Here is an 18034-nt window from a genome sequence, read left to right on the forward strand (position 1 = left end):
CCTCCGTGACCGAGCCCGCGTGGCTGCCCGCCACCGTCGCGGTGCTCGGCGTCGTCTTCGACATCGCCATCCGCGTCTTCGCGATCGTCTACGTGCCGATCAACCGTCGGCCCACGACGGCGACGGCCTGGCTGCTGGCGATCTTCCTCATCCCGTACGTGGGGTTCCTCCTCTTCCTGCTCTTCGGCAGCACGAAGCTCCCGCGTCGGCGGCGGGAGAAACAGCAGGAGATCAACACCTACATCGTCGAGACGACCGAGGGCATGGAGCGCGTGACGCGCGACCACCCCTGGCCCCTCTGGCTCGACTCGGTGATCGCGCTGAACCGCACGCTCGGCGCCATGCCGCTCGTGGGCGGCAACACCGCTGAGCTGCACTCCGACTACGCGAGGTCGATGGAGGCGATGGTCGAGGCCGTCGACGGAGCCCATCGCTGGGTGCACGCCGAGTTCTACATCACGAGCCTCGACGCGACGACGGAGCCCTTCTTCCTCGCCCTCGAGAACGCGCGCCGCCGCGGCGTCACGGTGCGGGTGCTGATGGACCACATCGCGAGCCGGGGCTACCCCGGCTACCGCCGGACGCGTCGCCGCCTCACGCGCATCGGGGTCGAGTGGCAGCTCATGCTGCCCGTGCAGCCGCTGCGGGGCCGCTATCAGCGGCCTGACCTGCGCAACCACCGCAAGTTGCTGGTCATCGACGGGCAGGTCGCCTTCACCGGCTCGCAGAACATGATCGAGCGGGGCTACCAGCGGCGCGGCAACCGGCGGCGCGGGCTGCAGTGGAAGGACTTCATGGTCCGCTTCGAGGGGCCGATCGTCGCGGGCGTCAACGCGCTCTTCGTCACGGACTGGTACTCGGAGACCGACGAGCTGCTGCTCCGTGAGGCCGACCCCGTGGTCGTCGCCGACGACGTGCCCACGGTCGACTGCCAGGTCGTGCCGAGCGGCCCGGGCTTCGACGGCGAGAACAACCTGCGGCTCTTCAACACGCTCCTCTACAACGCGCAGGAGCGCATCATCATCACGAGCCCGTACTTCGTGCCCGACGAGTCGATGCTCTACGCGGTCACGACCGCGGCGCAGCGCGGCATCGAGGTGCAGCTCTTCGTCAGCGAGATCGGTGACCAGGCTGTCGTCTACCACGCGCAGCGCTCGTACTACGAGGCGCTGCTGCGGGCCGGCGTGCGCATCTTCCTGTACCGGTCGCCCACGGTGCTGCACGCGAAGCACCTCACCGTCGACGACGAGGTCGCCGTGATCGGCTCGAGCAACATGGACATGCGGTCGTTCAGCCTCAACCTCGAGATCTCGGTCATGATCCGCGGCCGGAGCTTCGTGCGGCAGCTGCGCGAGGTCGAGCAGTCGTACCGCGACGCCAGCCGCGAGCTCCTGCTCGACGAGTGGCTCGTCCGCCCCTTCCGCTCGAAGGTGCTCGACAACGTCGCCCGCCTCACCTCCGCGGTGCAGTAGCCGGGCGCCGGGCGCTGCGGCTGGCGGCTGCGGCTGCGGTGCTGGCGGCTGCCTGCCGGCCTGACCCGCGCCTCCAGCCGGTCCTCTGCCCCGGCTTCCGGCCCGCCCGCCTGCCCCGCGCCTCCGCCCGCCTGCCCCGCGCCTCCGCCCGCCTGCCCCGCGCCTCCGCCCGCCCCCAAAGGCAGCAAATGCCGACAATTTGCGAGATCCAGTTCGCGTAGTACGCGGATATCCGGTCATCAGGGAGGCGTCGGTCGGGTTCTGCAGGCCCAGGCCCAGGCCCAGGCCCAGGCCGAGGCCAAGGCGCGACGGCGGGTCGGATCCTCCGATGTGCATCATCCGGCGTCACCGGGGCATCTGCCGGGGACGAGCAGTGGCGAGGAGGTGTCGGACGGCAGCGAGGACCGTGTCCCACTCCTCGAACACCTGCCGGTAGGTCACCTCGAGGACCACGTAGCCGGCGGTGGTGAGGGCGACCGTTCTCCGTCTGTCGTCGGCGTACTGCTGGGGCGAAGCGTGGAACTCCCAGCTCGTGCACTCGATGACGAGCCAGCCGTCGACCAGCAAGTCCACCCGGTACCTGTCGGAGACCCACACCTGGACGTCGGCGCGGACGCCCGCCTCCAGGAGCCGGACACGGACGACGGATTCGGTGCCCGACTCCGCTCGAGCGTCGACCAGACGGAGGAGCTCGCGGGCCCGGCCCGATCGGAGGAGACGGGCGACGTCAGCGAGTCGCGGGCGGCCCTCCGGGGGCAGCCTCAGCGCGGAGTCGACGACCGCGATCGAGAGCGCGAGATCCCCGGGCGGGTGCAGGAGGGCCTGGGCCGCCGCCTCGGACGGGGTCACCATCACGCGGTCGCACCCCCCGAGACGGCTCCGGTCACGGAGCACCTGGACGTCGGGGTGGTCATCGTCCAAGCGTCGGCCCGCGTCGTCCGGATCACGAAGGTCCCGGGCGTTGTGGTCGACCGACACGACGAGGGGCTGTCGTGGTGCTCGCCATGCGCCTCGGGCCACCAGTGCCGACGACCCTGCCAGCACGCCCCCGACCCTCGCCGCTCGCACGACGGGCTCAGGGAGGTCCGGTCGGCCGTAGAGGCCGTGCCGGATGCGCTGGAGCGTCCCGCTCCGCCAGGCGTCGTCGACGTCGTGCCTCGAACAGCCCGCTGCGAGCAGTTCTCGACGATGGGCGACACCGCCGAGACGATCCGTGGTCAGGCGCAGCAGCTCGTTCATGGCAGGACTCTGGCGCGGCCCAGGGCGAGGCAGCCGCTCACCGTCGCTCTGCCGGTGGACCGATGACCGTTCGTCGAACAGCGGAGGGGATGCCGGGCGCCCTGGCTGTGGACACGGGCCCGCTCTCGCCCCTTCGGCGCAAATGCCGACTTGTCTCCTCCTAGGCGTGGACTGATCGAGGGAAATCCCGGTATTGCATCGCATCTGGTCGGCATTTGCCGCGGAGGGTGGCGGGGGAGGCGGGGGTGGTCGTGAGGGGGCTCGGGAGGCTGTATATTTGTCGGGCGCCTCCGGTCGGTGAACACATGGGCCGGGCGTGCATGGCAAGTTACCCAAGCGGCCAAAGGGATCTGACTGTAAATCAGCCGGCGTAGCCTTCGGGGGTTCGAATCCCTCACTTGCCACCCCCGTTCGACGTGATCACCCACGTCGACACCACGGAACGGACTCGAGACCTCGGGTCCGTTCCGTCGTTCCGGGCGCGGCGACGACACCGACCGACGGAGCACCATGACCGACCAGCCCGACGCCACGTCCGAGCCCGCCCCCGCCACCTCCGCGACCTCGCCCGCCGCCCTGCTCGAGGTGGCCCGCACGGTCGCCGTCGAGGCGGCGGCGCTCGCCGCCCGCCGCCGCTCCGAGGGCGTCGCCGTCGCCGCGACGAAGAGCAGCGTCGTCGACGTGGTCACCCACACCGACCGCGAGGTCGAGGAGCACCTCCGTGCCCGCCTGGCCGAGCTGCGCCCCGGCGACGGCTTCCTCGGCGAGGAGGGCGCCGAGCACGGCTCGACCACGGGCCTCACCTGGGTCGTCGACCCCATCGACGGCACGGTGAACTTCCTGTACGGGATGCCGCAGTGGGCCGTCAGCGTCGCCGTCGTCGAGGGCGACCCGGTGCCGGGCACCTGGCGGGCGCTCGCCGGCTGCGTCGTGAACCCGTCGTCGGGCGAGACCTGGACGGCGTCCCGAGGGGGAGGCGCGTGGCTGGGCGACCAGCGCCTCCGTCCGTCCTCCCCGGCCACGCTGGCGGAGTCGCTCGTGGCGACGGGCTTCTCGTACGAGGCCGAGCGTCGCGTCGAGCAGGTCGCCGCCGTGGGACGGCTGATCGGGAAGGTCCGGGACATCCGGCGGCAGGGAGCGGCCTCGCTCGATCTCTGCGCGGTCGCGACCGGACGGCTCGACGCCTACGTCGAGCGCGGCCTGAAGCCGTGGGACCACGCCGCGGGCGCGCTCGTCGCCGAGGAGGCGGGCGCCGTCGTCCGCGCGTCGGACGATTCCGCCGAGGGCGGACGCCTGACCTCGGCCGCCGCCCCGAACATCGCCGACGCGCTCTGGCGGGCGGTCGTCGAGGCCCGGATCTGAGCGGATCGAGCGGGGTCGACGGCCCCGTTCTCGAGTCTCGGGACTCCGGATCTGACATGCCACGACGGACATGACCCCCTGACTCGGGTAGCCATCCGTGGCCTGAGCGGCTACCCTTGACTGGTTCGTTACTTTTCCGTGACCTGAGTCACCGGTGTAGCGGCCGAGAAGAAGAGGGTGCATCCGCCTCTCCGTCCCGACGACCCCGAGGACCATCACGACGTGTCGAACCCCCAGACCTTCGCCGAGCACGACCGCGACGAGACTCCGTCGCCCCGAGCCGACGATGCTCTGACGACACCCACCGGCGAGGCCCCTGCTCCCGTCTTCCTCACCCGTCGCGAAGCCCGCGAGGCCGAGCGCCGCGCCGCCGCGGCGGGCCCCGCCACGCCGGCCCCCGCCACGATCGCCCCCGCTGCCGCGGCCGCTCAGCCCGTCGTCGCCGAGACCACCGTCCCGACGGTCGCCGGCCCCGAGGTCGCCGCTCAGCAGGCCCTGCCGACCCGCGCCTCCCTGCGGGCCGCCGAGGCCGCCTCCCGTCGTGGCCGCACCGCACCCCAGCGTCCTTCCGCACCCCAGCGCCCCGCCGCGGCGCCGCGTGCCGCCGCCGGCCCGCGCCGCACCCGGTCCGCGAGCCCCGCCGCCGCGACCACCGCCTCCGCCCGGTCGACCCCGGCGGCCCGCACGGCTCCCTCGGCCTTCCAACGCACCTCCAAGCGCGTCACCGTCGTCGGCGCGATGATGTTCGCGGGCGCGATGCTCGTGGCCACGTCGGTGCCCGCCAACGCCTTCTTCGTCGACACCCCCGAGGCCACCGTCGCGAAGAAGAGCGCCGCGGCCGCCCAGAGCTTCGTCGCGGGCGGAGCGACCGACGACGACGTGAGCCGCGACGGCTACTCGGTCACCGAGATGAAGGTCGCCTCCGAGTACGCGTCGACCAGCTCGAGCACGTTCTCGAACGACATGGCCGGCACCGTCCAGTGGCCCTTCCAGACCGGCGTGCCGATCAGCAGCGGCTTCGGCGCCCGCCAGGTCTCGAACTGCAGCTTCTGCTCCACCTTCCACGAGGGCCTCGACTTCGTGCCCGGCGCCGGGTCGCCCATCCAGGCCATCGCCGACGGCACCGTCAGCGTCGTCACCGGCCCGTCGGGCGCCTTCGGCAACCACGTCGAGATCGAGCACGTCATCGACGGCCAGAAGGTCACCTCGACCTACTCGCACATGCAGACCGGCTCCGTCGAGGTGAAGGTGGGCGACACCGTCACCGTCGGTCAGCTCGTCGGCAAGGTCGGCAGCACCGGCAACAGCACCGGCGCGCACCTGCACTTCGAGATCCACCTCGCCGGCGTGCCCGTCGACCCGTACCCCTGGCTCCAGGCCAACACCAACTGACGCACCCCCCTCGCACGACGAAGCCCCCCGGCACCGGCCGGGGGGCTTCGTCGTGGGCGGGCGGCCTCAGCCGGTGACGCCCTCCGCCCGCAGCCAGACGGCGGCGTTGGCGGGCAGAGCCGGACCGTCGAGGGCCATGGTCGAGAGCAGCACGTCGGCGACGGGAAGCTCGACGGGCACCTCGCCGGTGTTCGCGAGCACCACGACGTCGCCGTTGCGGAAGGCCACCACGTCGTCCGACCAGCCGCTCAGCCACTCGAGACGCCCCGCGCCGAGCTCGTGCTCCGAGCGGAGGGCCAGGGCCGAGCGGTAGAGCTCGAGGGTCGACCCGGGCACCCCGCGCTGCTCGTCGCGCGCGTAGGTGCTCCAGTCGTCGGGCTGCGGCAGCCAGGAGGCGCCGGTCTCGCTGAACCCGAAGGCGGGCGACCCCGACTCCCAGGGCAGCGGCACACGGCAGCCGTCGCGGCCGTAGCGCTCACCGTCCGTGCGGAACCACGTCGGGTCCTGACGCGCCTCGTCGGGCAGGTCCACCGCCTCCGGCAGCCCCAGCTCCTCGCCCTGGTAGAGGTAGGCGCTCCCGGGGAGGGCGAGCATGACGGCCGTCGCGGCACGGGCCCGCGCCAGGCCGAGCTCGGGGATCGGCAGGCCGGGGCTGCGCGGGCCGATGCCGTGACCCTGCGGGTTCTCGGCGGTGAGGGCGAGCCGGCTCGCGTGGCGGACGACGTCGTGGTTGCTCAGCACCCAGGTGCTCGGGGCGCCGACGCTCGCGAAGACCTCGATCGACGAGTCGACGACGCGGCGGATCTCGGCGGCCGACCAGCCCGTCTCGAGGTAGGCGAAGTTGAACGCCTGGTGCATCTCGTCGGGGCGCACCCAGTTCGCCAGCTTCGAGAGCGGCTCGACCCAGGCCTCGGCGACGAGCACGCGGTCGCCCGGGTACTCGTCGAGCACCCGGCGCCACTCGCGCCAGATCTCGTGCACGCCGTCCTGGCCCCAGTAGGGCGGGGTGCGGTCCTCGCCGAGGCCGCCGCCCATGCTGCCCGCGTCGGCCGGCGGGGTGTAGTCGGGCAGGCCCTCGGCCTTGACCAGGCCGTGGGCGACGTCGACCCGGAAGCCGTCGACGCCGCGGTCGAGCCAGAAGCGGAGCACGTCGAGGAAGGTGGAGCGCACCCAGGGGTTCGTCCAGTCGAGGTCGGGCTGTGACGAGTCGAAGAGGTGCAGGTACCACTGGCCGGGGCTGCCGTCGGCCTCGGTGATGCGGCTCCACGCCGGGCCGCCGAAGATCGACTCCCAGTTGTTCGGCGGCAGCTCGCCCTCGGCTCCCCGCCCCTCGCGGAACATGTACCGGGCGCGCTCGGGCGACCCGGGCGCGGCCGCGAGGGCCTCCCGGAACCAGACGTGGGCCGACGACGAGTGGTTGGGCACCAGGTCGACGATGAGGCGCAGGCCGAGTTCGGTCGCGCGGGCGCGCAGGGAGTCGAAGTCCGCCAGCGTGCCGAAGAGCGGGTCGACGTCGGTGTAGTCGGCGACGTCGTAGCCGGCGTCGGCCTGGGGCGACGTGTAGAACGGCGACAGCCAGACGGCGTCGACGCCGAGCTCGACCAGGGCGTCGAGCCGGGCCGTGATGCCGGGGAGGTCGCCCACCCCGTCGCCGTCGCCGTCGGCGAAGGAGCGCGGGTAGACCTGGTAGATGACGGCGGTGCGCCACCACTCGAGGTCGTCGGCTGAGGTGGCGAGGCCCTCCGTCTCGGGATCGGCGGGTGCCTGGACGTCGGTCTCGGAGGGGGAGTCGAGCGTGTCGCCCGTGGTCTCGGTAGAGGACATGCGCCCACGATACGGCAGGCTCGGAGGCCCCCATCCAGTACCGTTGACCACACCTCACGACCCCGAACGGAGCGCTCCTGGACGCCTCGACCACCCCCGTCGCCGACGCCGTGTTCCCCGACGGCGACGGCTTCCCCCTCGCCCTCGGCACCAACGTGTTCGGCTGGACGGTCGGGGCCCCCACCGCGCTCGAGGTGCTCGACGTCTTCGCGGGCGACGGCGGGCGCGTGATCGACACGGCCGACGTCTACTCGGCGTGGCTGCCCGGCAACTCCGGCGGCGAGTCGGAGGCGATCATCGGCCGCTGGCTGGCGCGCCCCGGCAACCGCGAGAAGGTCGTCATCAGCACCAAGTGCGGCCAGCACCCCGACGCCCCCGGTCTCGGCCGGGCCAGCATCCGCCGGGCGGTCGAGGCGTCGCTGCTCCGGCTGCGCACGGACCACATCGACCTCTACGCGACGCACTTCGACGACGACGAGACCCCCCTGGAGGAGACCGTCGGGGCGCTCAGCGAGCTCGTCGACGAGGGCAAGATCCGCTGGCCCGCCGCCTCGAACTACACCGGCGCGCGCCTCCGCCAGGCGCTCGCCATCGCCGACCGCGACGGGCTCCACCCGTTCGCCGCCGTCCAGGCCGCCTACAACCTCGTGCGTCGCGGCGACTACGAATCGGACGTCGCCCCGATCGTCGACCACTTCGGCCTGGCCGTCCTGCCGCACTCCTCGCTCGCGAGCGGGTTCCTGACCGGCAAGTACCGCGGCGACGCCGGCCGCGGCGACTCGCCCCGGGGCGGCCGGGCGATGAGCTACGTCACCCCGCAGAACCAGGGCACCGTCGAGGTGCTCGTCGAGATCGCCGAGCGCCAGGGCGTCCAGCCCGGAGCCGTGGCCATCGCCTGGCTCGCCAGCCGCCAGAACGTCATCGGCGCGCTCGCCAGCGCCCGCACGGTGATCCAGCTGGAGGGCCTGCTCGAGTCCGCCGACGTCGAGCTCACGGCCGACGACCTCGCGAGCCTCGAGCTCGTCTCCACCCCGCTCGACTAGCGGGCGGGGCCCAGCGCGACCACGGCCCTGCGGTCGCTGTCCCAGCGGCGCATCGCGGCCAGCAAGGTCGTCGAGGAGTCGCGGGCGGGGTCGCCGCCGACCCGTGCCTCCTCGACGGTGGCCGTCTCGCGTGCCGACGCACCGTCGGCCAGCGCCTCCAGCGCGGTCGCCACCCCGGCCGGGGTGAGGCGTCGGGCCAGGGCGACGTGCGGCGTCCACGCGTCGGGCCGGGTGTGCTCGACGGTCTCGTCGCTGCCCCGGCCGGGCCCGACCAGGTCGTGGACGGCGCGGTGCAGCCCGAGGAGGCGGTCGGTCGGCACGACGGACCGCACCAGGACGAGCCCCCGCCGCCCGGTGCCGAAGACCAGGGGAGCGCCCAGCTCGACGGGCAGCGGGAGGGTCGCGGCCGCCAGCTCGCGGAGCGCGGCGTCGGCCTCGTCGTCGAGGGCGGGCCGGGCGAGCAGCGTCACGTGCGGGGCGTTGGTCTCGCCCGTGTGCTCGCCGAGCGACGGCAGTCCCGCCGCGGAGAGCAGGGCCCACTCGGCGCGCACGGCGGCGTCGGCGGCGGGATCGAGCAGGACCTCGAGGCTGTGCATGACCCGATCCTGGCCTCGACCGCCGACACCCGGACGGTGTCGTCACGGTGTGCACGAGAGCTCCCGTGTTCTGCTAAAGTCGTCAGGTGCCGATCGGCAGCAGCTCGTCTGCGGCCCGGTCTCACGCCCCGATAGCTCAGTGGTAGAGCACTTCCATGGTAAGGAAGGGGTCGTCAGTTCAAACCTGACTCGGGGCTCCAGCTGGTTACGCCCACCGTGGCGACAGCTTGCGGCGGGGTAGCTCAGTTGGTTAGAGCACACGGCTCATAATCGTGGTGTCGCGGGTTCGAGTCCCGCCCTCGCTACCGCAGTTCTTCTCGAGAGGTCATCCTCCGCCGCCCCACCTCGGCGGCGTCACCTCGAGACCGTCTCCTCGTGTCGGCAGGTGCCGCGAGCTCCGTCGGCCCTCTGCACAGTCGCGCCTCCGACGGCAAGCCCTGCGCCCGCCCGGGCCGACGCTCGGGGCCCCGGGCATACCATGACGCATGCCCGTGAGCATCCGAAGCATCGGAACAGCCCTGCCCCCGACCGTCATCGACCAGCCCCACATCCGCGACGTCTTCCGGTCGCAGCCCGGCCTCGGCAGGCTCGCTCCGCGGCTCATCGGGGCCGTCTTCGACGGTGCCGCCATCGACACCCGGCACACCGTCATCGCCGAGCTCGGCGCCGAGCCCACCGGCGCGGGCGGGGCGCCCGACGCGGCCCCGCTCTCGGCTGACGGCGGTCCCGACGACGACGCCGCGACTCCCACGTTCTACGACCGGGCCGAGGGTCGCATCCTCCGCCCGACGACGGGGACGCGCAACGACGTCTACGTGGCCGAGAGCCCCGACCTCTTCGCCCGGGCCGCCGAGGAGGCGCTGGCCGGCGCCGCGGGGATCACCGCGGCCGACGTCACCCACGTCGTGACCGTCTCGTGCACCGGCTTCTTCGCGCCCGGCCCCGACTACCTGCTGGTGCGCCGCCTCGGCCTGCCCGCGACGACGCGACGGCTGCACATCGGCTTCATGGGCTGCTACGGAGCGTTCCCGGCCCTGCGGTCGGCCCGCGACACGTGCCTAGCCGACCCGGACGCCGTCGTCCTCGTCGTCTGTGCCGAGCTCTGCACCCTCCACCTGCGCAGCAGCGACGACCCCGACGCGATCATCGCCTCCTCCGTCTTCGCCGACGGCGCGGCGGCCGCGGTCGTGACGGCGCGCCCGGCTCCCACCGGCGAGACGGTGCTCGACCTCGACGTGCTCGAGACCGTGCTGACCCCGGTGGGGGAGGACGACATGGCCTGGAGCATCGGCGACCAGGGCTTCGACATGGTCCTCAGCAGCTACGTGCCGCACATCGTCGAGGAGAACATCGACGACGCCCTCGTGCCGCTGCTCGCCGCGGAGGGCGTGGGCGTCGGCGACGTGACGCGCTGGGCGGTGCACCCGGGCGGGCGGAGCATCCTGGACCGCGTGCAGCAGCGGCTCGGCCTCAGCGACCCGCAGATGGCGCCGTCGCGCGAGGTGCTGCGGACGCGGGGCAACATGTCGAGCGCGACGGTGCTGTTCATCCTGCGCGAGCACCTGGTGCCCGACGCCGTGTCCGACGCCGTGCCCGACGGGGCGCGCGACGGGGCGCTCGTCGACGTGAGCGCCGCCGCTCCGGCCGGCGCCGCCGACGTCGCGCCTGTCCGGGAGCGCGTCTGCGCCATGGCCTTCGGCCCCGGCCTCACCGTCGAGACGAGCCTGCTGACGCGCCGGGTCGCGGCGTGACGCTGCTCCTACCCGACCTGCGCGGGCGGGCGGAGCACCTCGCCGAGCTCATGGACGACCCCGACTGCGACCTCGCGGCGCTGCGGCGCACCTACGCGGTCTTCCCGCTCGTGAACGGGCTCGTGGCAGGCTGGCGGCGGGCCTGGACGGAGCGCCTCCGGCCCCTCGTGGCCTCGGCTGGCGCCCCGACCACCCTGCTCGACCTCGGCTCGGGCGGCGGCGACCTCGCGAGGGCGCTGGCGCGGTGGGCCGAGCGTGACGGGCTCGCGCTGCACGTCACGGCGGTCGACCCCGACGAGCGGGCCCACGCCTTCGCGTCGGCCCGGCCCCGACGCGGGGTCGACTACCGGCGGGCCTCGAGCGCCGACCTGGTGGCGGCGGGCGAGACCTTCGACGTCGTCGTGTCGAACCACGTCCTGCACCACCTCGACGACGCCGCCCGCACGGCCGTCCTCTCCGACAGCGAGCGGCTGGCCCGACGGCTCGCCCTGCACAGCGACATCCGACGCTCGCGGGCGGCCTACGCCGCCTACGCGGTCGGGACCCTGCCGCTGGCGGGGTCGTCGTTCGTCCGGGTCGACGGCCTCCGCTCGATCCGCCGCAGCTGGCGCGTCGACGAGCTCCGCGCCGTGGCGCCGCCGCGCTGGCGCGTGCTGGCCCGGCCGCCGATGCGCGTCTGGCTGACCTGGGAGCCGCTCCGCGCCTCCTCGGAGCCGGGGGGAGTCGCGGGTCGGGCGGCCGCGGAGGTCGCCTCGTGATCACGCACGACGTCGTGGTCGTCGGCGGCGGCCCCGTCGGGGTGCACGCCGCGGCCCTCTTCGCGCACCTCGGCCTCGACGTCGCCGTCTGGGAGCGCCGCACCGACGAGCCGCAGCTCTCGCGCGCGATCGGCGTCCACCCGCCCTCGCTCGACGCCCTGGCCGCCGTCGGCGCCGCCGAGGAGCTGGTGGAGTCGGCGGTGCGGATCCGCCGCGGCGTCGCCCGGAGCGCCGGCCGGACGCTCGGCACCGTCGACTTCGACCGCCGGCCGGGAGCGCGCTGGCCCTTCGTCGCCGCCGTGCCCCAGCACCGCACCGAGGCCGTGCTGCGCGCCCGTCTCGAGGTGCTGGCCCCCGGGGCGCTGCGCCGGGGCGTGAGCCTCACCGGCCTCGTCGAGGAGGGCGAACGGGTCGTGCTGACCGGCGAGGGGCCGTCGGGGCCGGTCGAGCTCGCCGCGCGCTTCGTCGTCGCCGCGGACGGCTCGCGGAGCGGCGTCCGTGACCTGCTGCACGTCGACGCGCCCGTCCGCCGCTACCGCGACCGCTTCGTGATGGGCGACTTCGCCGACGAGACCGGCGACGGTGCCGACGCCGTCGTGAACGTCGAGGGCGACGGCGTGGTCGAGTCGTTCCCGCTCCCGGGGGGCGTGCGCCGCTTCGTGGTGTCGCTGCCCGAGGGCGGGCCCGCCGGCCCCGACGTCGACGAGGTCGCCGACCTCGTCCGGCGCCGCACGGGCCTCCGCGTCGACGCCGCCTCGTCGACCATGCTCAGCGCGTTCTCGGTGCAGCGGCGGCTGGCTGCGCGCACCGCGGTCGGGCGCGTCCTGCTGATCGGCGACGCCGCCCACGAGATCAGCCCCATCGGCGGGCAGGGCATGAACCTCGGCTGGCTCGACGCCGTGGCCTGGGCCCCCGTGCTCTCGCGGGCGCTCCGGACCGCGGGCGGTCGTCGACACGACCCGGGCGCCTTCCGCGCCGTCGAGGCGTCCCGGCGTCGAGCCGCCCTCCGGGCCGCCCGCCAGGCCGAGCTCAACATGGCGCTCGGCCGTCCGGCGGGCCCCGCCGCCCTGGCCGCGCGTCGCGCGGGGCTCACGGTCGCCCTCCGGTCGCCGGCCTCGCGCCTCCTCGCCGACACCTACGCGATGCGCTTCGCCTGATCGGTCACGGGCGCCCGTCCGGCGCCGAGGCCGGGCCGGGACCGTGGCCGTGCCGGTTCCGGGTCGGGGGCCGGAGCTGCACGGCTCAGGCGACGATCGCCGCGCCGCTCAGGGCGAGCTGCCCGACGAGCACGAGGGCGGCCACGATGATCAGCCGGAACAGCAGGCGCGTGTCGCCGCCCCGCACCACGACGACCGTGCCCGCGACGGCGATCCCGATCACGACGACGAAGCCGAGCACGGCCACGACGGGGCCGACGACCGTGGCGCCGCTGCCGAGCTGGCCCGCGAGGGTGAGGCAGGCCGCGACCGCGAGGGCGGCGAAGGCGACCACCCCGGCGGGCAGGCGGCCGAGGCGGTGCGGCAGGCCGGCCACGCCGGTGGCCGCGTCGTCGCCGAGGTCGGGCAGCACGTTGGTGAAGTGGATGGCGACGCCGAAGACGGCCCCGACCCCGAGGGCCCAGGCCGCGGGAGGCGCGGGAGGCGTGAGCGCGAGGGTCACCACCGCGGGCAGCAGCCCGAAGCTCACCACGAACGGGGCGACAGAGGCGACGGTGCGCTTCAGCCCCAGGTTGTAGGCCCAGCCGGAGGCGACGAGCACGAGGTGAGCGAGCCCCGCGGGCACCGAGAGGAGGAACGGGGCGGCGACCCCGACGACGAGGGACGCGACCGCGGCTGCGCCGACCACGCCGGGGGAGACCTGGCCCAGCGCGACGGGCTTGTCGGCCCGGCCGACGCTGCGGTCACGGTCGAGGTCGACGAGGTCGTTGGAGAGCCCGATCGAGACCTGGCCCGCCAGCACGGCGACGGTGACCACGACGAGGGGAGCCGCCTCGAGCGAGACGGCCAGGCCGAGCACGAGGCTGAGGAGCGTGACGGTCGCCGTGGGGCCGGGGTGGGTGCTGCGCACCAGCGCGGAGACTGTCGACATCGGACCCAGCCTGGCAGAGGTCGGGCCGCTCGGCCCGACGGTCGGGGCCGGGGGGCGGGCTGGCGGGGGTGACCCCGGCCCCACGGGCCCGGGGTCACCCGACGGGGATCAGGCCCCGCGACCGGTCTTCTGCTGCAGGCGGTCGATGTTCTCGCTGGCCTCGGCCTTCGTCATGTCGGCCGGGAGCTCCTCGCCGGCCTCGCGGGCCAGCGTGTCGAGGTAGCTCGCCTGCGGGCCGGTGATCGGCTCGTCACCGGTCACCCACTGCTCAGGGTCCTTCGAGGCGGTGTTGGAGGAGTCGGGGCGCTCGCCGCCCAGGGTGGCGCCGGCGGGCGGGGTGCCCTGCGACTGGTCGGAGCCCTCGGCGGGGCCGGAGGCAGCGTTCTCGTCGGCCTCGGGGGCCGCGGGATCGACGGGCGTGATGTCGGGATCGATGTTGGCGTCGCTCATGGGGAGAACGTACGCCGCCCCTCCGACAAAGGCCCCCGCGCTCCCTGGACGGAAGGCCCCCGCGCTCCCCGGACGGAGGGGCTCCGCCCTCCCGGGACCGAGGGCCCCCGCCCGTCCCCGACGTCGCCCCTGGCTAGACTCGACGGGTGCCAGTGAACCCCGAGCTCCGAGGGCGGGTCTTCCCGCCGACCGCCCCGTACCTCGTCGGCCGTGAGAAGGTGCGCGAGTTCGCGCGCGCCACCGCGTCCACGAGCCCGCTCTCGCTCGACGTCGAGGCGGCCCGCGCCGCCGGCCACGCCGACCTCGTCGCCCCGCCCACCTTCCCCGTCGTCGTGCAGGAGGCCACGCTCGCGCAGCTGCTGGCCGAGCCGGGCGCCGGCATCGACTTCTCCCGTGTGGTGCACGGCGAGCAGCGCTTCAGCTACTCGCGACCGGTCGTCGCCGGCGACGAGCTCACGGCCACCCTCACGGTGACCGGCGTCAAGACCCTCGGCGGCAACGCGATGGTCACGGCGTCGTCCGCCATGGTCGACCAGACCGGCGCGCACGTCGTGACCGCCGTCTCCACCCTCGTGGTCCGGGGGGACGACGCGTGAGCGCCCTCGAGGTCGGCCTCGTGGTCGCCGAGAAGTCCTACGCGGTCTCGCGCGACTCCCTCGTCCGCTACGCCGGCGCCTCCGGCGACTTCAACCCCATCCACTACCGCGACGACGTCGCGGAGTCGGTCGGGCTGCCGGGCGTGCTCGCCCACGGCATGCTGACGATGGGCACCGCCGTCCAGCCCGTCGTGGAGTGGCTCGACGGCGCGGGCGACGACGCCGGCGTGCTGGGCTGGGTCAGCGACTACCAGGTGCGCTTCACGCGACCCGTCGTCGTCGACCCCGCCGACGGGGCCGAGATCACCGTCACGGCCACGGTCGGCGCGCTGGACCCCGAGGCCGGCACCGCGCGCATCGACCTCCGGGTGTCGGCCGCGGGCCAGACCGTGCTCGGCAAGGCGCAGGTCGTGGTGACGCTGGCGTGACCGACCTCGCCGACCTGACCACGATGCGCGTCGGCGGCGAGCCGACGCGGCTCGTCGAGGCCGCCACGACCGACGAGCTCCTCGAGCTCGCCCGGGAGGTCACGGCCGACGGCGACGACTGGTTCGTGCTCGGCGGCGGCTCGAACACCCTGGCCGCCGACGAGGGCTTCGACGGCACCGTGCTCCGGGTCGCCACCCGGGGCGTCGAGCGCCTCGACGACGTCGACGGCCACGTGCGCCTCCGCGTCGCGGCGGGCGAGCCGTGGGAGGACCTCGTCGCCCACACCGTCGACCAGGGCTGGTCGGGCTTCGAGGCCCTCAGCGGCATCCCGGGCTCGACGGGCGCCTCGCCGATCCAGAACATCGGGGCCTACGGCCAGGAGGTCGCGCAGACGCTCGTCTCGGTCGACTTCCTCGACGCCGAGACGGGCGAGTTCGTCCGCGTCCCGGCCGCGAACCTCGGGCTCGGCTACCGCACGAGCGTGTTCAAGCGGGGCCGACGCGGCGTCGTGACCGCGGTCGAGTTCGCCCTCGTCGACGACGGCGGCACGAGCGCCCAGGTCTCGTACCCGCAGCTGGCGACCGCGCTCGGCGTGGGGCTGGGCGACCGGGTGCCGGTCGCCGACGTGCGGGCGAGCGTGCTGGCCCTCCGCGCCTCCAAGGGCATGGTGCTCGACCCCGCCGACGCCGACGCGACCTCGTGCGGGTCGTTCTTCACGAACCCGATCGTTCCACGTCAGGTCGCCGCGGCGCTGCCGTCGGCGGCGCCGCGCTGGCCCGTCGACCCGGAGCCGGAGGCGCGGGTCGTCCCCCTGGGCGACGCGCCCGCACCGCCGCCCCCTCCGTCGTCGGGCCTGGTGAAGCTCAGCGCCGCGTGGCTGATCGAGCAGGCCGGGATCGGTCGGGGGTTCCGGCTGCCGGGCTCCGGCGCGGCGATCTCGTCGAAGCACACCCTCGCCCTGACGAACCGGGGGAGCGCCACCGCGGCGGACGTCGCGGAGCTGGCGCGCTTCGTGCAGCAGCGCGTCTCGGCCGAGTTCGGGGTCGTGCTGCACCCCGAGCCCGTGCTGCTCGGGCTCTCGCTCTAGGGCGCCCCGGCCGAGGCCCGCGCGGGCCGGAGCCGACCGACCCGGCCCCGGCCCCGGCCCCGGCCCGCTTAGGAGAACAGGCGCTGGAGGCGCCGGACGCCCTCCAGGAGCTGGTCGTCGCCGAGCGCGTACGACAGTCGGAGGTAGCCGCTCGGGCCGAAGGCCTCGCCGGGCACCGTGGCCACGTCGGCGTGCTCGAGGATGAGGTCGGCGAGCTCGAGCGACGTCGTCGGGGTGCTGCCGGCCCACTCGCGGCCGAGGAGGCCCCGCACGTCGGGGTAGACGTAGAAGGCGCCCTGCGGCGTCGGGGTGACGATGCCGTCGACGGCGTTCAGCTCGCGGACGATGACGGCCCGGCGGGCGTCGAAGGCGAGGCGCATGGCCTCGACGTCGTCCTGCGGGCCCGTCAGGGCCGCGAGGGCCGCGCGCTGGGAGACGTTGGAGACGTTCGAGGTCAGGTGCGACTGGAGGTTCGACGCCCCGGCGATCACGTCGGCGGGCCCGACCATCCAGCCCACCCGCCAGCCGGTCATGGCGTAGGTCTTCGCGACGCCGTTGACGAGGATCGTCTGGTCGGCGACCTCGGGCACGGCGGCGGTGATCGAGACGGCCTCGACGCCGTCGTAGGTGAGGTCCTGGTAGATCTCGTCACTGATGACCCAGACGCCGGCCTCGACGGCCCAGCGGCCGATGGCGGCCACCTCGTCGGGCGTGTACACGGACCCCGTCGGGTTGGAGGGGGAGCAGAACAGGACGACCTTCGTCCGGCTCGTCCGGGCGGCCTCGAGCTGGTCGACCGTGACCTTGTACTGCTGGTCGGCGCCGGCGAAGACCTCGACGGTGACGCCGCCCGCGAGCTTCACGGCCTCGGGGTAGGTGGTCCAGTACGGCGAGGGGAGGAGGACCTCGTCGCCCTCGTCGAGGAGCGCGGCGAAGGCCTGGTAGACGGCCTGCTTGCCGCCGTTGGTGACGACGACCTGGCTGGCGGAGACCTCGGTGCCGCTGTCGCGGAGGGTCTTCTCGACGATCGCCTCGCGCAGCTCGGGGAGGCCGGCGCCGGCGGTGTACCGGTGGTTGCGCGGGTCGCGGGCTGCCGCGACGGCCGCCTCGACGATGTGGTCGGGGGTCGGGAAGTTGGGCTCGCCCGGGCCGTAGCTGATGATCGGCCGACCCTCGGCCAGCAGGGCCTTGGCCTTGGCGTCGACCGCGAGGGTCGCGGACGGGGCGATGGAGGCGATGCGGGACGAGAGGCGGCGCGCTGGCGTGGTCACGGGGCCAGCCTAGCCGCGGCGGCCCCGGGGGCGGCAGGGCCTCCGCCCCTCCGCTTTGCACCGGGGTCGGGGTTCGCCTACACTTGCCGAGGCGCCGACGAGCGCGGAGTTCCTGCGCGCCTCACGGTGTCGCCGGGCCCTGATCGTCAGCCCGAAGGGCGGTGGCTCAATTGGTAGAGCAGCGGTCTCCAAAACCGCAGGTTGCAGGTTCGAGTCCTGTCCGCCCTGCAGCCCGGCCGGGTCGTCGCGACCGACACTAGTCAGAGCGGCGGCCCGGGACACCGGACGACCGTCCGGTCCCCGGACGACTGTCCGTCCATCGGACACCAGGCCCCGCGGGCCGAGCTCGGAAGGTACCCAGACAGTGGCGAGAAAAGACCTCGACGTCCCCAGTGAGGACGTCGTCGAGAAGGCGAAGAACGACGTCGCCGTCCGGCGCAGCCCCTTCGCGCGCATCGCGCTGTTCATCCGCCAGGTGATCGGTGAGCTGAAGAAGGTCGTCACCCCGACCCGCAAGGAGCTCTTCAGCTACACGGGCGTCGTGCTCGTCTTCGTCGTCATCATGATGGCCCTGGTCACCGGCCTCGACTCCCTCTTCGGCCTCGCCGTCGGGTACGTCTTCGGCAACGGCCCGACCGGCAGCTGACACGACACCGCGCGGTCCCCTCGACCGCGC

The 18034-nt window shown here is 74.1% G+C and carries 17 protein-coding genes, 4 tRNA genes and 1 pseudogene; 15 read left to right on the forward strand and 7 right to left on the reverse strand.

Features of this window, described 5'->3' with window-relative positions; genetic code table 11:
- Window positions 1-5: 5 nt before the first annotated feature.
- Complete coding sequence (gene cls, locus JOE43_RS07385; protein WP_307803278.1) at window positions 6-1472, forward strand: cardiolipin synthase; 1467 nt, start codon at window positions 6-8, stop codon at window positions 1470-1472.
- Between the two features lie 345 nt (window positions 1473-1817).
- On the opposite strand, the gene JOE43_RS07390 is transcribed toward cls, so the two are convergent.
- Together JOE43_RS07390 and JOE43_RS16265 are read right to left on the reverse strand one after the other, a co-directional pair.
- Entirely contained in the window at window positions 1818-2393 is a 576-nt protein-coding gene (locus tag JOE43_RS07390) for an endonuclease domain-containing protein (protein ID WP_209516518.1), read from the reverse strand.
- Between the two features lie 180 nt (window positions 2394-2573).
- Window positions 2574-2915 (reverse strand): annotated as a pseudogene (locus JOE43_RS16265) (type IV toxin-antitoxin system AbiEi family antitoxin domain-containing protein); the annotation flags it as partial.
- A 118-nt stretch (window positions 2916-3033) separates the two neighbouring features.
- Here JOE43_RS16265 and JOE43_RS07395 point away from each other — a divergent pair.
- The 3 genes from JOE43_RS07395 to JOE43_RS16165 all read left to right on the forward strand — a co-directional run bounded on the left by JOE43_RS07395 (window position 3034) and on the right by JOE43_RS16165 (window position 5465).
- Window positions 3034-3115 (forward strand) — tRNA-Tyr (locus JOE43_RS07395).
- A 106-nt stretch (window positions 3116-3221) separates the two neighbouring features.
- Window positions 3222-4073: an inositol monophosphatase family protein gene (locus tag JOE43_RS07400; protein WP_209516521.1), complete on the forward strand. Its 852-nt coding sequence runs from the start codon at window positions 3222-3224 to the stop codon at window positions 4071-4073.
- 222 nt (window positions 4074-4295) lie between these two features.
- Complete coding sequence (locus JOE43_RS16165; protein ID WP_209516523.1) at window positions 4296-5465, forward strand: M23 family metallopeptidase; 1170 nt, start codon at window positions 4296-4298, stop codon at window positions 5463-5465.
- Window positions 5466-5531: 66 nt separating this feature from the next.
- Here the strand turns inward: JOE43_RS16165 and JOE43_RS07410 are convergent, their stop codons facing one another.
- The gene (locus JOE43_RS07410; RefSeq protein WP_209516525.1) at window positions 5532-7289 is read right to left on the reverse strand and encodes an alpha-amylase family glycosyl hydrolase; all 1758 of its coding nucleotides are present in this window, start codon (window positions 7287-7289) and stop codon (window positions 5532-5534) included.
- A 110-nt stretch (window positions 7290-7399) separates the two neighbouring features.
- Between JOE43_RS07410 and JOE43_RS07415 the strand changes: the two genes are divergently transcribed.
- The gene (locus tag JOE43_RS07415; protein WP_167258476.1) at window positions 7400-8332 is read left to right on the forward strand and encodes an aldo/keto reductase; all 933 of its coding nucleotides are present in this window, start codon (window positions 7400-7402) and stop codon (window positions 8330-8332) included.
- Here JOE43_RS07415 and JOE43_RS07420 read toward each other — a convergent pair.
- Window positions 8329-8928: a 2'-5' RNA ligase family protein gene (locus tag JOE43_RS07420; protein ID WP_209516528.1), complete on the reverse strand. Its 600-nt coding sequence runs from the start codon at window positions 8926-8928 to the stop codon at window positions 8329-8331. The genes JOE43_RS07415 and JOE43_RS07420 overlap by 4 nt on opposite strands.
- A 125-nt stretch (window positions 8929-9053) precedes the next feature.
- On the opposite strand from JOE43_RS07420, the gene JOE43_RS07425 reads away from it, so the two are divergent.
- The 5 genes from JOE43_RS07425 (at window position 9054) to JOE43_RS07445 (ending at window position 12594) form a co-directional block, all read left to right on the forward strand.
- Window positions 9054-9128: transfer RNA gene (locus tag JOE43_RS07425), tRNA-Thr, on the forward strand.
- 31 nt (window positions 9129-9159) lie between these two features.
- Window positions 9160-9233, forward strand: a tRNA-Met gene (locus tag JOE43_RS07430).
- Between the two features lie 180 nt (window positions 9234-9413).
- Entirely contained in the window at window positions 9414-10679 is a 1266-nt protein-coding gene (locus JOE43_RS07435) for a type III polyketide synthase (RefSeq protein WP_209516531.1), read from the forward strand.
- On the forward strand, window positions 10676-11437 hold the full coding sequence (locus tag JOE43_RS07440; RefSeq protein ID WP_307803279.1) for a methyltransferase domain-containing protein: 762 nt from the start codon (window positions 10676-10678) through the stop codon (window positions 11435-11437). Before JOE43_RS07435 ends, JOE43_RS07440 begins: the two co-directional genes overlap by 4 nt.
- Window positions 11434-12594, forward strand: a complete 1161-nt coding sequence (locus JOE43_RS07445; protein WP_209516534.1) for an NAD(P)/FAD-dependent oxidoreductase — start codon at window positions 11434-11436, stop codon at window positions 12592-12594. The genes JOE43_RS07440 and JOE43_RS07445 overlap by 4 nt, the downstream gene beginning before the upstream one ends.
- Window positions 12595-12679: 85 nt before the next feature.
- Here the strand turns inward: JOE43_RS07445 and JOE43_RS07450 are convergent, their stop codons facing one another.
- Both JOE43_RS07450 and JOE43_RS15610 read right to left on the reverse strand, forming a co-directional pair.
- Entirely contained in the window at window positions 12680-13525 is an 846-nt protein-coding gene (locus JOE43_RS07450) for a UbiA family prenyltransferase (RefSeq protein WP_209516536.1), read from the reverse strand.
- Between the two features lie 108 nt (window positions 13526-13633).
- The gene (locus JOE43_RS15610; RefSeq protein ID WP_056055668.1) at window positions 13634-13843 is read right to left on the reverse strand and encodes a DUF3072 domain-containing protein; all 210 of its coding nucleotides are present in this window, start codon (window positions 13841-13843) and stop codon (window positions 13634-13636) included.
- Between the two features lie 278 nt (window positions 13844-14121).
- Here JOE43_RS15610 and JOE43_RS07460 point away from each other — a divergent pair, with 278 nt between their 5' ends.
- From JOE43_RS07460 to JOE43_RS07470, 3 genes are read left to right on the forward strand one after another with little or no spacing between them, the layout of a single operon-like run.
- A complete protein-coding gene (locus JOE43_RS07460; protein ID WP_185231778.1) occupies window positions 14122-14571 on the forward strand; it encodes a MaoC family dehydratase N-terminal domain-containing protein in 450 nt (149 codons plus the stop codon).
- Window positions 14568-14999, forward strand: a complete 432-nt coding sequence (locus tag JOE43_RS07465; RefSeq protein ID WP_209516541.1) for a MaoC/PaaZ C-terminal domain-containing protein — start codon at window positions 14568-14570, stop codon at window positions 14997-14999. The genes JOE43_RS07460 and JOE43_RS07465 overlap by 4 nt, the downstream gene beginning before the upstream one ends.
- Window positions 14996-16087 carry a UDP-N-acetylmuramate dehydrogenase gene (locus JOE43_RS07470; RefSeq protein WP_209516544.1) on the forward strand — a complete coding sequence of 364 codons (1092 nt, stop codon included), beginning with the start codon at window positions 14996-14998 and terminating at the stop codon, window positions 16085-16087. Before JOE43_RS07465 ends, JOE43_RS07470 begins: the two co-directional genes overlap by 4 nt.
- Window positions 16088-16155: 68 nt before the next feature.
- Here the strand turns inward: JOE43_RS07470 and JOE43_RS07475 are convergent, their stop codons facing one another.
- Window positions 16156-17358 (reverse strand): pyridoxal phosphate-dependent aminotransferase, encoded by a 1203-nt coding sequence (locus JOE43_RS07475; protein WP_209516547.1) that lies wholly within the window; start codon window positions 17356-17358, stop codon window positions 16156-16158.
- 155 nt (window positions 17359-17513) lie between these two features.
- Here JOE43_RS07475 and JOE43_RS07480 point away from each other — a divergent pair.
- Together JOE43_RS07480 and secE are read left to right on the forward strand one after the other, a co-directional pair.
- A tRNA-Trp gene (locus tag JOE43_RS07480) sits at window positions 17514-17586 on the forward strand.
- A gap of 136 nt (window positions 17587-17722) precedes the next feature.
- Window positions 17723-18004, forward strand: a complete 282-nt coding sequence (secE, locus tag JOE43_RS07485; protein ID WP_209516550.1) for a preprotein translocase subunit SecE — start codon at window positions 17723-17725, stop codon at window positions 18002-18004.
- Window positions 18005-18034: the final 30 nt, after the last annotated feature.

It is taken from the genome of Frigoribacterium sp. PvP121 (genome assembly GCF_017833115.1).
Taxonomy (GTDB): Bacteria; Actinomycetota; Actinomycetes; order Actinomycetales; family Microbacteriaceae; genus Frigoribacterium; species Frigoribacterium endophyticum.

Excerpts from the sequence above, each read along its gene's own strand:
- JOE43_RS07400 (WP_209516521.1), top strand. The coding sequence starts at position 3,222 with ATGACCGACCAGCCCGACGCCACGTCCGAGCCCGCCCCCGCCACCTCC.
- JOE43_RS07410 (WP_209516525.1), bottom strand. The coding sequence starts at position 7,289 with ATGTCCTCTACCGAGACCACGGGCGACACGCTCGACTCCCCCTCCGAG.
- JOE43_RS07420 (WP_209516528.1), bottom strand. The coding sequence starts at position 8,928 with ATGCACAGCCTCGAGGTCCTGCTCGATCCCGCCGCCGACGCCGCCGTG.
- JOE43_RS07435 (WP_209516531.1), top strand. The coding sequence starts at position 9,414 with ATGCCCGTGAGCATCCGAAGCATCGGAACAGCCCTGCCCCCGACCGTC.
- JOE43_RS07450 (WP_209516536.1), bottom strand. The coding sequence starts at position 13,525 with ATGTCGACAGTCTCCGCGCTGGTGCGCAGCACCCACCCCGGCCCCACG.